This is a genomic window from Pseudenterobacter timonensis (assembly GCF_900021175.1).
GTDB lineage: Bacteria > Pseudomonadota > Gammaproteobacteria > Enterobacterales > Enterobacteriaceae > Enterobacter > Enterobacter timonensis.
Genome location: NZ_FCOP01000011.1, coordinates 128,746 through 143,882 on the forward strand (window position 1 = coordinate 128,746; position 15,137 = coordinate 143,882).

At 51.1% G+C, this 15,137-nt stretch carries 10 protein-coding genes; 5 read left to right on the forward strand and 5 right to left on the reverse strand.

The features are described 5' to 3' along the window. Positions 1-208 precede the first annotated feature (208 nt). Both pckA and kdgT read right to left on the reverse strand, forming a co-directional pair. Positions 209-1,828: a phosphoenolpyruvate carboxykinase (ATP) gene (pckA, locus tag BN3796_RS07005; RefSeq protein WP_061707666.1), complete on the reverse strand. Its 1,620-nt coding sequence runs from the start codon at positions 1,826-1,828 to the stop codon at positions 209-211. 338 nt (positions 1,829-2,166) lie between these two features. Further along, positions 2,167-3,159, reverse strand: coding sequence for a 2-keto-3-deoxygluconate transporter (kdgT, locus tag BN3796_RS07010; RefSeq protein ID WP_061707667.1), 993 nt, complete (start codon positions 3,157-3,159; stop codon positions 2,167-2,169). Positions 3,160-3,798: 639 nt separating this feature from the next. On the opposite strand from kdgT, the gene proP reads away from it, so the two are divergent. From proP to BN3796_RS07025, 3 genes are all read left to right on the forward strand, one after another. Next, the gene (gene proP, locus BN3796_RS07015) at positions 3,799-5,301 is read left to right on the forward strand and encodes a glycine betaine/L-proline transporter ProP (RefSeq protein WP_061707668.1); all 1,503 of its coding nucleotides are present in this window, start codon (positions 3,799-3,801) and stop codon (positions 5,299-5,301) included. A 180-nt stretch (positions 5,302-5,481) separates the two neighbouring features. Continuing rightward, on the forward strand, positions 5,482-6,534 hold the full coding sequence (locus BN3796_RS07020) for a FecCD family ABC transporter permease (RefSeq protein ID WP_061707669.1): 1,053 nt from the start codon (positions 5,482-5,484) through the stop codon (positions 6,532-6,534). Next, on the forward strand, positions 6,531-7,286 hold the full coding sequence (locus BN3796_RS07025; protein WP_061707670.1) for an ABC transporter ATP-binding protein: 756 nt from the start codon (positions 6,531-6,533) through the stop codon (positions 7,284-7,286). Before BN3796_RS07020 ends, BN3796_RS07025 begins: the two co-directional genes overlap by 4 nt. Here the strand turns inward: BN3796_RS07025 and BN3796_RS07030 are convergent. The 3 genes from BN3796_RS07030 to BN3796_RS07040 are packed head-to-tail and all read right to left on the reverse strand — an operon-like array spanning position 7,283 to position 9,838. Beyond that, positions 7,283-8,236, reverse strand: coding sequence for a nickel/cobalt transporter (locus BN3796_RS07030; RefSeq protein WP_061707671.1), 954 nt, complete (start codon positions 8,234-8,236; stop codon positions 7,283-7,285). The two genes, BN3796_RS07025 and BN3796_RS07030, sit on opposite strands and share 4 nt — an antisense overlap. A 56-nt stretch (positions 8,237-8,292) precedes the next feature. Then, the gene (locus BN3796_RS07035) at positions 8,293-8,898 is read right to left on the reverse strand and encodes a DUF2238 domain-containing protein (protein WP_061707672.1); all 606 of its coding nucleotides are present in this window, start codon (positions 8,896-8,898) and stop codon (positions 8,293-8,295) included. Positions 8,899-8,923: 25 nt separating this feature from the next. Further along, complete coding sequence (locus BN3796_RS07040) at positions 8,924-9,838, reverse strand: LysR family transcriptional regulator (protein WP_061707673.1); 915 nt, start codon at positions 9,836-9,838, stop codon at positions 8,924-8,926. A gap of 221 nt (positions 9,839-10,059) precedes the next feature. On the opposite strand from BN3796_RS07040, the gene BN3796_RS07045 reads away from it, so the two are divergent. Continuing rightward, a complete protein-coding gene (locus tag BN3796_RS07045; protein WP_061707674.1) occupies positions 10,060-11,223 on the forward strand; it encodes an MFS transporter in 1,164 nt (387 codons plus the stop codon). A gap of 212 nt (positions 11,224-11,435) precedes the next feature. Then, entirely contained in the window at positions 11,436-15,137 is a 3,702-nt protein-coding gene (locus tag BN3796_RS07050; RefSeq protein ID WP_073885147.1) for an ACP S-malonyltransferase, read from the forward strand.

Genomic DNA, 15,137 nt, shown 5'->3' on the forward strand with positions numbered 1-15,137 from the left:
GGCGTTTGCCCCTCACCCCGTCCCTCTCCCCTGAGGGGAGAGGGGGAAAAGCAGGCTTGTGGCCTCTCTGCAGGGGAAGTAGTGCTCGATCCATCCCTCTCCCCTGAGGGAAGAGAGGGAAAAGCAGGCTTGTGGCCTCTCTGCAGGGGAAATAGTGCTCGATCCATCCCCTCTCCCCTGTGGGGAGAGGGTTAGGGTGAGGGGTAAATTACAGCTTCGGCCCCGCGCTTACCAGCGCCGCACCTGCCGGCGTATCGGTATACTTCTCAAAGTTAGCAATGAACAGCTTCGCCAGCGTTTCGGCCTTTTCCTGCCACTGTTCCGGTGAGCCGTAGGTGTTGCGCGGATCGAGAATGTGCGGGTTCACGCCCGGCAGTTCGGTCGGGATCGCCAGGTTAAACATCGGCAGGGTAAACGTTTCGGCATCGTCCAGAGAACCATCGAGGATCGCGTCGATAATGGCGCGGGTATCCTTAATGGAGATACGTTTGCCGGTGCCGTTCCAGCCAGTATTAACCAGATAAGCCTGCGCGCCGCACGCCTGCATGCGTTTCACCAGCACTTCCGCGTACTGGGTCGGGTGCAGCGACAGGAACGCCGCGCCGAAGCAGGCGGAGAAGGTTGGCGTCGGTTCGGTGACGCCGCGCTCGGTGCCCGCCAGCTTGGCGGTAAAGCCCGACAGGAAATGGTACTGCGTCTGGCTGGCGGTCAGGCGTGAGACCGGCGGCAGGACGCCGAACGCGTCGGCGGTCAGGAAGATGACCTTCGAGGCGTGACCCGCCTTCGACACCGGCTTCACGATGTTATCGATGTGATAGATCGGATAAGAGACGCGGGTATTTTCCGTTTTCGAGGCGTCGTCAAAATCGACCGAGCCATCTGCGCGCACGGTGACGTTCTCCAGCAGCGCGTCGCGACGAATGGCGTTAAAAATATCCGGCTCCGCTTCCGCTGACAGGCGGATGGTTTTGGCATAGCAGCCGCCTTCAAAGTTAAAGACGCCGTCATCATCCCAGCCATGTTCGTCATCGCCTATCAGGCGACGCTTTGGATCGGTGGAGAGGGTGGTTTTGCCGGTGCCGGAGAGGCCAAAAAAGACCGCCACGTCGCCTTTCTCGCCGACGTTAGCCGAGCAGTGCATAGAGGCGATGCCCCGCAGCGGCAGCAGGTAGTTCATCACCGAGAACATCCCTTTCTTCATCTCGCCGCCGTACCAGGTGCCGCCAATCAGCTGCATACGCTCGGTGAGGTTAAAGGCGATAAAGTTTTCGGAATTTAAACCCTGCTCTTTCCACTGTGGGTTGGTGCATTTCGCGCCGTTCATCACGATGAAGTCAGGCTCAAAATCCTGTAACTCTTCCTCGGTGGGGCGGATAAACATGTTTTTCACAAAGTGCGCCTGCCAGGCCACCTCGGTAATAAAGCGTACCGCGAGGCGGGAGTCCGCATTCGCGCCGCAGAAGGCGTCGATAATGAACAGGCGTTTGCCGGAGAGCTGCTGAGTCACCAGCCCTTTCAGATGTTGCCAGGTATCCTGTGTGAGCGGCTTGTTATCGTTTTTGCCTTTGCCGTTATCTGCCCACCACAGCGTGTCGCGGGTAGTGTCATCCCGGACAATATATTTATCTTTTGGCGAACGCCCGGTAAAAATGCCGGTATCAACGGCGATCGCACCCGTTGTCGTCAACACGCCGCGCTCATATCCTTCGAGGTCGGGATTCAGCTCTTCCTGATAGAGCAAGTCGTAATCAGGGTTATAGACAATGTCCTGAATGTTTTGAATGCCGTAAGCCATCAGATCCTGCGGGGTTATACCTTTGACGCGCATGTCACTGCTCCTTAGCCAATTTGTACTGCCTTAAAGTGTAGGGGTATTCTGAGGTCGTTGACCGCGACCGGGCTCATAGATTTACGCATCTGGACAAAACCCTTGCTGACGGAAAACGCTGTGACTCCTGTCACGAACCTGGCTGGATTATCGCAGGATTCAGAATTTGGTTGGGGGAAATGTTCTTAAAAGGTTAATAAATGGCTTATTTATCTGCATGTTTGTGAATGTAATCGCATACATGTAGGAAAATTACGTAAGAGTTTCAGGGTGAAAAGCGATTCAGCAGGCGGAGGTATTCCCCTCCCCATGGGGGAGAGGAACGGGAGGGGCGGGGGTTAGTGGTGCATCTCTACCGCTGTACGTTCTACCGTCGCTTCCGGCACGTTGCCGTAACGTTTGGCGTAGAGGGCGGTAATAATCGGCACCAGTATTGCGGTGACGATAACGCTGGCGGCCACCAGCGCCGTCGCGGACGCGGCGACAGGTTCAAAGGCCGGGTTAATCTGGGCGATAATCACCGGGTTCGCTACCGCCGCGCCTGCGGCTGACGACGCGGCTACGCCTGCGGTTCCGTTTCCGCCGCCAATCAGACGGTCGGCGATAATCAGCGGAATACCGGTAATAATGATAACCGCCACGCCCAGCACGATGCCCAGCAGACCGGTATCCATAATTACCGCGAGGTTGATGGTATTGCCCAGCGCGAAGCCAAAGAACGGGATCAGTACCGGCGTCGCTTTGCTGAAGAAGTCACGCAGATCGTTATCCAGATTACCCAGCGCAAAGCCGATCAGGAACGGCAGGATCGCGCCGACGAAATGGTGCGGTTCGAAAGAGGCCAGGCCAGCGGAGCCGAGGATCAGCATGGTCATCAGCGGGCCCGATTCCAGCGACATCAGCACGAACGCGCCAGATTCTTCTTTAGTACCGTACTGGTTCATCAGGCTGGCGTAGAGGCCGCCGTTGGTCATATCCATCGCGGAGACAATCGCCAGCACCGACAGGCCGGCAAAGAAGCCGGTCTGAATGCCGTTTTCCGGGATAAACATGGCGCAGACCATCGCCACGACCCAGGCGACGGCGATTTTGGTGATAACCAGCGTACCCGATTTACGTAATACGGTGCCGGTCGCCCGCAGGTTGATGGATGCACCTATACAGAAGAACCATACCGCCAGAATCGGTACCGTGCCGGTAATCATGCCTTTGGTAAAACCGCCAAAATAGGCCCCTGTCTCTGGCGCTAATGTATTTAAGATAGCGCCAAGCACCAGCGGCACCAGCATCATCCCCCCAGGGATACGTTCAATCGTCGCTTTAATTCTCATCATAAATCCTCAGAGCTAAATCTGCGTTACTGGCGAACCAGGAATAAAACTTCATAAATTCAAAGCATTGATAATTTTTCGCATCGGCGTGACCGCGTGGTGTGGCGCTTTGGCTCTCACGCCGTGTCGTTTATCCGTAACCGCAAGCCTCAACATCGTGGTGTTGGTTATCATCATGCGATCAGTGGAATATTGATTCAATGAAAATAAAACAGTGTTTTAGTTATGTTGATCACATATTTGCTTTAAAAATTCTTACGGCGGGAAATAATTAAAAACGGTGTAAAGCGAATGTGAAGAAGTGTCGGTGAATATTCATTACGGGCCAAATAATAACGCGAGAAAGCGTGCTTTTTTTGGGGACAAATAGATGGCGCGTAGCGGTGAAATGACAACGATTGTAAAGATGGTTGTGCAAATAAAAATATATGTGAAGTTGATCACAAATTTAATCGCTGGTAGGGTAAAGCAGTCATTCACTGCCCGACAGGCGTCAACAGGTTCGGTTGTACCGACAAGAAATGTCAGTGTAAGTAAACCTGCTACGCTTGAATAAGACGATTCACATCTGTGAATCGAGGTTGCCAAAACCACAATAAAAACAGTGGTATGGACAGGGCCGATTCTGTGAGGAAAGCTATGCTAAAACGGAAAAAAGTAAAACCTATGACGCTGCGTGACGTCACTATTATTGATGACGGCAAGCTGCGTAAAGCGATTACCGCAGCTTCGCTCGGTAACGCGATGGAATGGTTCGATTTTGGTGTTTACGGCTTTGTCGCTTACGCATTAGGTAAAGTCTTTTTCCCCGACGCCAACCCCAGCGTGCAAATGATTGCCGCACTCGGTACTTTCTCTGTTCCCTTTCTGATTCGTCCGCTGGGCGGCCTGTTTTTCGGGATGCTCGGCGATAAATATGGCCGTCAGAAGATACTCGCCATAACCATTGTCATTATGTCGGTCAGTACTTTCTGCATCGGCTTAATTCCTTCGTATGCCACTATCGGCATATGGGCGCCGATTCTGCTGCTGATCTGTAAGATGGCGCAGGGGTTCTCGGTAGGCGGAGAGTATACCGGCGCGTCGATTTTCGTCGCGGAATATTCTCCTGACCGAAAACGCGGCTTTATGGGCAGCTGGCTGGACTTTGGTTCTATCGCGGGCTTTGTGCTGGGCGCGGGCGTGGTGGTACTCATCTCGACGGTGGTTGGCGAAGCGAACTTCCTTGACTGGGGCTGGCGTCTGCCGTTCTTCCTGGCGCTGCCGCTGGGGCTGATCGGCCTTTACCTGCGCCATGCCCTGGAAGAGACCCCTGCGTTCCAGCAGCATGTAGAAAAGCTGGAGCAGGGCGATCGCGAAGGGTTGCAGGATGGCCCGAAAGTCTCGTTTAAAGAGATCGCCTCAAAGCACTGGCGTAGCCTGCTGATCTGTGTGGGGATGGTTATCTCCACCAACGTCACCTATTACATGTTGCTCACCTACATGCCGAGTTACCTGTCGCATAACCTGCACTACTCGGAAGATCACGGCGTATTGATCATTATCGCCATCATGGTGGGGATGCTCTTTGTCCAGCCGATTATGGGCCTGCTGAGCGACCGCTTCGGCCGCCGCCCGTTTATTATCATGGGCAGCGTGGCGCTGTTCCTGCTGGCGATCCCGGCCTTTATCCTGATTAACAGTAACGTGCTGGGGCTGATTTTTGCAGGCCTGCTGATGCTGGCGGTGATCCTCAACTGCTTTATCGGCGTAATGGCCTCCACGCTGCCTGCTATGTTCCCGACGCATATCCGCTACAGCGCGCTGGCGGCGGCGTTTAACATTTCGGTGCTGGTTGCTGGCCTGACGCCTACGCTCGCGGCCTCGCTGGTGGAGAGTACGCAGAACCTGATGATGCCTGCCTACTACCTGATGGTGATCGCGGTGATTGGTCTGATTACCGGTATCACCATGAAAGAGACCGCTAATCGCCCGCTGAAAGGGGCAACGCCGGCGGCATCCGATATTCAGGAAGCCAAAGAGATCCTGCGCGAGCACTACGATAACGTGGAACAAAAAATCGAAGATATCGATGCCGAGATCGCAGAGCTGCAGAAAAAACGTTCTCGCCTGGTGGATCAACATCCCCGCATCAATGAATAACCGTAACGTCTGACGTGAACCCGGCTCCGGCCGGGTTTTTTTGACTTAAAAAGCGCTTCGCCGCAAACGCGAGGGGGGAAATCAGCGCCCGGCTTGTGGTTTGCTCTGGGTAGCGTAATATATGTGTTTATATAGCGTGATTGCGCTTTCCCTGAACTGACAACATTCTGACTTTACCCCATGACCGAACTAACCCTTCCCCTTCAGGCCGCCTATGGCCAGGTACTGCGCCGCCGCCTGGCGCTCTCCGGCCTGCTTATTCTGGCGATCGTGGCGTCGCTGACGCTGGACTTTACCCTCGGCCCGTCCGGATTATCGCCGGGAGAACTTTGGCAGGCGCTGGTTCATCCGGCCAGCGTCAGTGACGGGATGCGTACCATCGTCTGGGATATCCGTCTGCCCTATGCCCTGATGGCGCTGCTGGTGGGGATGACGCTCGGGCTCGCAGGGGCTGAGATGCAGACCATCCTCAATAATCCCCTCGCCAGCCCCTTTACGCTGGGCGTATCCTCGGCGGCGGCGTTTGGTGCGGCGCTGGCGATTGTACTCGGCATCGGTATCCCCGGCGTAGCGGAAGGGTGGGTGGTCTCTGCCAACGCCTTTATCTTTGCACTACTCTCCGCCCTGCTGCTGGACGCGGTGGCCCGCTGGACGCGCGTGGCCACCACGGGCGTGGTGCTGTTTGGCATCGCGCTGGTTTTTACCTTTAACGCGCTGGTGTCGATGATGCAGTTTATCGCCGATGAAGACACGCTCCAGGGGCTGGTGTTCTGGACAATGGGGAGTCTGGCGCGCGCCTCGTGGCAGTCGCTTGGCGTGCTGGCGCTGGCGTTTGCCGCAGTGCTGCCGCTGTCGATGATGAGCGCCTGGAAGTTAACCGCGTTGCGCCTTGGCGAGGAGCGGGCGATGAGCTTTGGGATCGATGTCAGACGGTTAAGGCTTACGTCACTGCTGCGCATCAGCCTGCTCTCTGCGCTCTCGGTGGCGTTTGTCGGGCCGATCGGTTTTGTTGGCCTGGTGGCGCCGCATATCTCCCGCATGCTGTTTGGGGAAGATCATCGCTATTATCTGCCGGGCAGTATGCTGACCGGCGGGCTGGTGCTGTCGCTGGCCTCCATCGCCTCGAAGAATATCGTCCCCGGCGTGATGATCCCCGTGGGGATTGTCACCTCGCTGGTGGGCGTGCCGTTTTTTTTGAGCATTGTTTTACGCCATCGCGGGAGAATGTCATGAATATTCGTCAGCTCAGCACAGGCTATGGCAAAACGCCTGTCATTAGCGGGCTGGATCTCCCCGATCTGCCGCGCGGTAAAATCACCGTGCTGCTGGGGCCGAACGGCTGCGGGAAGTCGACCCTGCTGCGGGCGCTGGCGGGCCTGAATCCGGCCCGGGGCGAGGTGAGTCTGGAAGGGGAGAACCTGATGACCCTGCCCTTCGCGCAGCGCGCTAAGCGGGTGGTTTTTTTGCCCCAGTCGCTGCCCCAGGGGGTTCATCTGCACGTGCTGGAGTCGGTGATCGTGGCGCAGCGCGCCTCGGGTGGGGAGGCGAGTATCGACGACGCGATGCGCGTTCTGGCGCGGCTGGGCATTGAGCATCTGGCGATGCACTATCTCGATCGTCTCTCTGGCGGGCAAAAGCAGCTGGTGGGGCTGGCACAGTCGCTGGTGCGCAAGCCCCGACTGTTGCTGCTGGACGAGCCGCTCAGCGCGCTGGATTTAAACCATCAGTTTCAGGTGATGGAGCAGGTGGCGCGCGAAACGCGCGAGCGCAACATTATCACCCTGATTGTGGTGCATGATATCAATATCGCCCTGCGCCACGGTGACCATATCGTAATGCTGAAAGCGGGAAAGCTTGTCGCCAGCGGCGCGCCGGAGCGCGCCATCACCGAACAGACGCTGGCGGAGGTCTACGGCGTGCGGGGCCGCGTGGAGCGCTGCTCGCAGGGCAGGCCGCACGTGCTGCTTGACGGGGTGCTGGCTTAGCATCCCGCCGCGATATAATCGCCGCTGGCGCTGACGGGGATCACCGTCAGGAACAGCACCGTGGCGAAGAGGATCAGCAGTACGCCGCCAACAATTTTAACGCACGGAACCAGCCAGCTCAGATGGCTATCGCCACCGAAAAAGGCCACCGTGCGTTCACGGGCGTAGCGCACCGCCAGCGACAGGCCCATGATCGACAGCGCCGTACCGAGCGACATGGTCATCACCGCCGCAATGCCCCAGCTGACGATGCCCAGCGCGTTGGAGAAGAGCAAAATCATAATGGCGCCGCTGCAGGGGCGTGCGCCAATCGCCAGCACCACGCCGAGACGCGTTTTCCAGTCCCCTTTTGTCATCTCCGCGCTGACACCGTGATGGCCACAGCCGCAGTCGGCACCATGCTGATGCAGCGGCCTGAGCGATGAGATCGTCATTTTGCGTGGACGCAAACTTTTCAGCGCCTGGTAAATCACAAACGCGCCAAAACCGCCCACCAGCACCGCGCTGATTTTCTCCACGTACCAGCGGCTTTCGCTCAAATCACCTGACGCCAGGTTAAAGCCAACCGCGAGGATAAAGACGAACAGAATGGCGCTGACGCCCTGCATCAGGCTGCCAAGAAACGGCACCACGCGCGCGGCGAGCTGGCTCTCTTTGTTGGTGCTCAGGTACGTGGTGACAATAAATTTGCCGTGTCCCGGCCCGATAGCGTGCAGCACGCCATAGAGAAACGCGCCGATAAGGAGCCATAATCCGCCGCTGTACTGATGGTTATTCAGCTGAAGCAGATACATCACCAGATAGCGGTGCAGAGTAATTTGCGTGGCAAGACACCACTGAATAAAAGCGTTCCAGTGTGAATGCAGGATAAAGCCTGTGATAAGCAGCATTAGCGCCAACAGCCCTGCGGCGGGAATGCGCCAGTCGCGAATAAGACGTTGTGCGATCATGGTGTGACCTGTCGGGGTGAGGTTGTGGCCAGTATAGCTGACCGGCAAAGAAAAACTTAAGACAAACGAGCCAGCTGCCGCTGATGAAAACGGCCCAGCACTAGCACCGTCGTCAACGCGCCGAGCAGGGCGCAGAACATATCGGACTGTGTATCCCACGAGTCGCCCTGGGTACCCAGAAAATCATCCGCGCCTTGCCCCATCGCCAGCGCCGCCCACCACTCAATCAGCTCATAGGTGGCGCTGATTGCCAGCGCGACGCAGCAGACTAAAAAGCCGGTCATTTTGGTTCCTCTGACGTAGCCGCCGCGTATCAGGATTTCGCGTGCGGCAAGGGCCGGCACCAGCCCCTGAAAAAAGTGGCCGAGCTTGTCGTAAGGGTTACGGCTCAGGTTAAACATCTCCTGCACCTCAAAGCCGATCGGTACTTTGGCATAGGTGTACATCCCGCCAACGATCAGAATCACCGCGTGGAAGAAGATCAAGGTATACAGCAGCGGCGTTAGCGGATAGCGACGGTGCGTGGCGAGCAGCAGCGGCACAATAATAATGACGGGCGTCACTTCCATCAGCCAGGTGGTTCGGTCACCGGTAAACAGGCCGGTGTAGATAAGCATCAGCAGCAGAAGAAGAGAACCGGTGTTCAGCACAGTTTTGGTCATAGGATTGACTTAAGGAAAAGGTTAACTATAGCTTGTCATCATTATTATTAAGCGAACAGACAATTAACTCCCGCAACCATTTATGCGCAGGTTCGCGGTGTAGATGCTCATGCCAAAGCATATTCATCTCGAAGCCGGGTATCTCTATGGGAGGCGTAAAGTAGCGAAGCTGAGGATTATCCCTTACGAGACGGAGCGGCAGCATACCGACCAGATCGGTGGTAGCGATGGTAAAAACAGCAAACATAAAGTGTGGAACTGACAAGACAACCTTCCGGTTTAGCCCCATCCCGGCAAGCACGCGATCGGTATTTCCCCAAAAACCTCCGCCATCTGGCGAAATCATCACAAAATCCAGCTCAAGAAATTGTTCGAGTGCGGGAGGTGACTGTAATGTGGGATGATCGACACGACTTACCAGTACGTAGTGTTCGTCAAACAGCTTACGACAGCGCAGCCCGGGAGGCGATTCCTCCCGGATATGGAAAAAAAGGTCAACTTTGTCCTGTCCCGCTCTCTGTCCAATCTGCGAATTGGCGTTTTCAAGTACCGCGAGCCGGGCACCAGGCGCTTCATGTCGCAAGCTTTTGAGTACGGGCAAAAGCACCGTGGTTTCGCAGTAGTCCGCTGCCACGACCTGCCAGATGTGAGTGGATTGCCGGGGAATAAAGGGGGCTGGTGAGGCGATGGTCTTATCTAATAACTCCAGAGCTTGGCTTAGTGGCGTACGGAGCATCTCCGCTCTTATGGTTGGTCGCATACCACGCGGCCCGGGTAAAAACAGCGGATCGTTGAGACTTTTTCGCAACTTCGCCAGCTGTACACTAACGGTAGGTTGCGACAGATTGAGCTGCCGGGCGGCCCGGGTCACGTTTGGCTCCTTCAGCAAGGTATCAAGCGTCAAAAGGAGATTCAAATCCAGCTTTTTGAGATTATCCATCTAAATACCTACTATAAGCGAAATTCATTTCTACTATATCTGACATCTTCATAATATTCATTACTAATGAAACACTGAACAGGAGAGCCAGGCGCTCCGTGATACGTGAATATTATATGTATCTACTCGAGGCCATCGCACTTATCAAGCTGCCTTCGGAATAATTAACTGTGAATAAATAATATTAATTGCATTCAGTAAATAAATAACAGGAGATGAAAATGCCTACGGGTCTTTTAGCCTTAGCGCTTGGTGCGTTTGGGATTGGTTTGACAGAATTTGGTATCGTAGGGCTACTTCCGCAAATTGCGACCGAATTTAAAGTCAGTGAACAGGTGGCGGGATATTTATTTTCCGGTTATGCGGTTAGCGTGGCTGTGGGAGCTATTATCTTAACCGCTCTAATGATTCGCATGGAGCGACGACTGACATTGATGTTATTGAGCACTCTGTTCATTATCGGCAATCTGATTTCAGCTATGTCAGTGAGCTATGAAATGCTGCTTTTTGGCCGTATTGTCGCAGCACTCTGTCATGGCGCCTTTTTCAGCGTTGGCGCGGTTGTTGCTGCGGATATGGTGACAGATGATAAAAAAGGAGGTGCTATTTCGCTGATGTTTGCCGGATTAACTGTATCCAATATTATTGGTGTTCCATTGGGTACTTTTGTCGGCCTGGAGTTGGGGTGGCGCACTACCTTCTGGGCGCTGGCTATTATTGGTGTGATTACCATGATAGGGATTAGAGTATTGATTCCGGCTATGCCTGCCCATCGCGATACTCGACTGGGGCGTGAGTTTGCTGTTTTTAAGCGTCCCCAGGTATGGATTTCCGCTTTGCTGAGTGTCCTTTCATTTGGGGGAGTTATCGGTGGCTTTACCTATATTGCTTTTACGCTGACTCAGGTTTCTGGTTTTACTCTACAAACTGTGCCGTGGCTGCTCGTACTGTTCGGTGTTGGCACTTTTATAGGCAATATCTATGGTGGGAAGGCAGCCGATAAATCTCTCAATAAATCTCTGGGTACGATTCTGTTGTTTTTAACGATAGTGATGGCTGCTTTTGCCCTCTTCGCGCAGAATCAAATCATGACGGTGATTCTGTTGTTGTTAATGGGAACCGTGGGGCTGGCAACTGCACCAGGTCTGCAACTGCGTATGATGAAATATGCCAGTGATGCTCCAACCGTGGCCTCGGGAACTAATATTGCCGCCTTTAATATCGGTAATGCTCTGGGGGCATGGCTTGGTGGTTTGGCGCTGGACTGGGGTTACGGTTTTGTCTCTCCCTTGTGGGTAGGCGCTGCATTGAGCTTGGCTTCCCTGGTAGTGGTAATTTTGGGGAGCTTTAAAAGCGGATTAAAAACCAGCCAAGTACAAAGCTAATTTAGTGGCATATCACATAACATAACGAAATTAATTATCATCAGAATATTAAGTGGGCGAAAGGCATTGATTTTTTCCCACTTTGTTATAACAACTTGAAATTTATTTACGCAATAAAATTAAAAAACATCTTAGTTACTATATGGGCGCCTTCTTATGACTGGCGGAGACTGATTTTTTATAGTAAATTCCATTGCAAATGAGATTAATAGATGAAATATTCACAAAAAAATGATTCACATATAGAAAAAAGAAATAAAGTTTTGGGTTTCTTTCCGGGGTTGGGTAGTCGTAGCTTATATCAAAATATTGGTGACTGCCTTTTACGAGCAAGAAATGATAAAATTGTAAAAATATATCGTGATGCAGCTAATGCATTGGGATACGGCGATCGGCCGGATAAAATGTTAATAACCCCGCAAACGCTACCCGAAACTAAAATTGAACGGCAAGGATTTATCGATGCAAGCTTCCTGGTTCATAGTCTTGCATTAGATGCGCTTTTAAAGGAGTATGCGCAGCGGCAGGGACAAGAACTTAATGTGGTTGCTTATAGTGGTGAGAGTTTTGGCATAATTACTTCTGCTGTCGCCAGCGGTGCTTTGAGTGTTAGCGATGGGGTAAAAATTGCAAATTTTTTTACTCCTTATATTTTAATGGCCTCTGAGATGCATGATGATCCTTTTAGCCAATCAGTGCTCGAATATCTTCCGAAAGATATTAAAATACGACCATTAATCACCGAAGCTTGTTACGTTATCGCGCTTCGTGGGAGAGAGGAACTCTTATCTGAAGTTTACACAGCCTTACAGGACGAATTTTTTAATTCTGAAATAGAGCAGCATAAAATATATAGTCATAAGCAGATTAATGTGTATGTGAAAGCAAGTATCAAATCCTGTTTCGACATTTTTATGAAGGATTACCCAACTATTGAAGTCATAAAGCTTAAGGAGCCCACCACATTTCTTACCCATTCATCACAGCTTAGGCCTTTGAAACAGGGATTAGAAAATTTTTTAAACCGGCAGAAGATAGCATTCCGCGATCCGCATACGCCGGTCATCGCTAATCATTGTGAGGCGTTGCTCACCCGTAAAGAGGATATTCGCTCGGCCATTCTCGCCTTGGTGGATCAAATGATGCTTTCTGCTACCACCGCCACTATAGCGGAAAATTCAGGCGCAGACGTGATCATTGAACTGGGCTTAGGTAACAAATCGGTACAAATGTTGCGCGATAATGAAATATGTACACCCGTAATACCATTTACTGGCGAGGAAGATGAGGCGGTTGTTCTCTTACAGGTTCTTGAAGCATTAAATATGATTCGAGAAGGTCGGGACGCTATGAACGTTTGTATGGGAATCGAACGCTGGTTAAGGGTGGTTCGTGAAAACGTTGAGCTCGCCACAATGTTTACTTCACAAGTAGCGAATGCCATTCAGCCAGTTGCTATGTTGAAGCTAGAGGTGAATGGCCATATACCGGTCAGTATCGAGAGTATTTTTAAAAACAGCTTTCGCTATAATAGTTTTTTACAGACTGGTGAATGGGTGTTGATGGCCCGCCTAAAACGTAATATTCAAGGAACTGAAAAGAATAAAGACCAGATATATGCTGACTTGAAAATACTAACCAAGGAAGGAACAATTCGCTTTCTAAAAACTCCCTTCCTTATTCATGCAGAAAAAAGACTTTTCTATTTTTCTAGCCTTGACGGGCTTAGCAATACCGAGGTGTTCAATGGTTTGCATGATCTTGAGATTGCACCGAGCTATAAAGAAATATGTCACCATATTGAAGCCGAGTGCAATCAGGAAGAACCGCTACGTAGATTATTACAATTACGTACCGAGTCGGCTCAGCCTGAAATCCAGGTACTTCGACGAATAATTTTTCAAACGCTTTCATTTGAACTAATGAAAATTCATCGACCGGGGTTGTTTCAGATAGAAAGCATGTGTCTGGCGACTCATGACTTTGTCGGTTGGCTGACATGCCTGATTATTTCCGGGGCTGCATCACTGGAAAATACGGTACAGCTATGCCGTGATTATTACTCCACCTTGGGCCGTAAAGTATCGCCGTGGGCAGTAGTAAAGAAGTTTGCCAATGATCTGGCTGACGCGAAACTACCACTATTATCCGTTAACGGCATTCCGATAGCAGCGCGTAAGGATTTGGAGATTAACACCTACAAACTGTTGCTGGGGGATTTTCCGGGGCATCATGTACAAATCAACCTTAAATGCCATTTAACGGTTATTACTTTGGATACTCTGCTCGACGTTTCCTCACTAGAAACAATGCCCTATCAGGCAAATATCCTTTCTATTACCTCTGTACGCGATATTTGGATGTCCTATCCGGAGTGCACGCTTGAACAACATCATCTTGATGCATTGATGCAGCTTACTGAAGAGCATCGTCAAATATCCAGATACGCAGCGCAGAGAAACCTGCTTAGTAGCACCATAAATGCTTATATTGAGGCGGATGAGATACCGGTTCATTTTTGCAATGGTGGCAGTGAGTCGATGACGATGCTTATTCAGCGCTCGACGCAATCTCCCATCGTTGTACGAAAAATACTTAGCGAGGCGCTTACAACTGCCAAATGGTATACCGATGGCAAGGGGGTGATGCTACCACCGTTTGCTAAAGCGGCTAGGCAGGTTGACTATCTGCGTGCTTTACCCGATAGCGTTAAACCTTGGTTTCCACAAGTTTACGATGTTATTGAGCGCGATATCCTGACGCCAGTTAGTCAGCAGCGGATAGGAAAGCCTACTTGCAAAGAGGTGATTTACGAGATGAGTCTCGTTGAGGGCGCAGAAGTAAGTCATTTTATCTATAGCCACAGGCTTGATCCTCGTATCATCGCCCGGTTATATGAGATTATCTTTGTTTTTTTGCGCGATAATATTCATTGCGAAAAACGTATTGCGGCGCCAGGGAATACTCTGGAAATATCTTATTTCAAGAAAATAGAAGAACGGCTAAATTTATGCAGGCAAACTGCACCCCAAACTTTTGGTTACGATCTAATTGAGACTGAGAAAATCATTATTAATAACACTGAATATCTTAATGTTAGAACGCTACTAAACGTTTTTCGTTCACATCCAGAATATCAACGCATTCTTGAACCACGTTATCACTCTTTAGTCATGGGTGATACCAATACCGAGAATATTAAAATCGGTAATACGAACCCGTTGTTGGCTATACAAACATTAATTAATCAGCATCACAGCGAAGCAGAGATTTCAAAGGCGCTAGCGGAAATAAATGCCTTTAATATTCAGTTACGATTCCTTGACCCACGCGCAATTGGATATCAAAGCGAAGGCGCTGAATGCCGTGATGATGCCATGTATGATAATAAACCTTGGCATAACTCTATCGGTCATTACGATGAGATTCATAATGAACTATTTACCCTGGATATGGCTGTAAATAATGATAAAAAACCAGTAATTAACATTTCTTTTACAAAGAATAATAATTATTATCAATCATATATGGTTACAGACTGCGCTCAAAAAAACATTAACCCGCTTAATGATGAGTCGATTGTGGGGATGGAAAAATATTTTTCTCAAGTTATGAATAATGTTTATGACAGTTTAAATCCTTCATCTATTTATCTCCAAAACGATCCTTATTGGTTGGTGCGATTTGTTTTCATGATGGGGACTCATTTCACAGCTATGCCACCTTTCCACTTCTCTTCTGAGCTAGATGGAACGATCAAAGATAGCATATGTACACAACGTAGACCAGTCGCGATTTATTGTGAAGGCATTAAATGGCTTAATTGGGCTCTGGAGATTTTGCAGGGCAAACGCGAACAGTTTCTTGGTGTAAACGTACCGGTTACTGAAAATATTTCCAAAGAGGTAATATAG

Bases quoted from the DNA above. Each gene is read 5' to 3' on its own strand.
- kdgT (WP_061707667.1), bottom strand. From the start codon at position 3,159: ATGAGAATTAAAGCGACGATTGAACGTATCCCTGGGGGGATGATGCTG.
- BN3796_RS07040 (WP_061707673.1), bottom strand. From the start codon at position 9,838: ATGGATAATCTCAAAAAGCTGGATTTGAATCTCCTTTTGACGCTTGAT.
- pckA (WP_061707666.1), bottom strand. From the start codon at position 1,828: ATGCGCGTCAAAGGTATAACCCCGCAGGATCTGATGGCTTACGGCATT.
- BN3796_RS07050 (WP_073885147.1), top strand. From the start codon at position 11,436: ATGAAATATTCACAAAAAAATGATTCACATATAGAAAAAAGAAATAAA.
- BN3796_RS07045 (WP_061707674.1), top strand. From the start codon at position 10,060: ATGCCTACGGGTCTTTTAGCCTTAGCGCTTGGTGCGTTTGGGATTGGT.
- proP (WP_061707668.1), top strand. From the start codon at position 3,799: ATGCTAAAACGGAAAAAAGTAAAACCTATGACGCTGCGTGACGTCACT.
- BN3796_RS07025 (WP_061707670.1), top strand. From the start codon at position 6,531: ATGAATATTCGTCAGCTCAGCACAGGCTATGGCAAAACGCCTGTCATT.
- BN3796_RS07035 (WP_061707672.1), bottom strand. From the start codon at position 8,898: ATGACCAAAACTGTGCTGAACACCGGTTCTCTTCTTCTGCTGCTGATG.
- BN3796_RS07030 (WP_061707671.1), bottom strand. From the start codon at position 8,236: ATGATCGCACAACGTCTTATTCGCGACTGGCGCATTCCCGCCGCAGGG.
- BN3796_RS07020 (WP_061707669.1), top strand. From the start codon at position 5,482: ATGACCGAACTAACCCTTCCCCTTCAGGCCGCCTATGGCCAGGTACTG.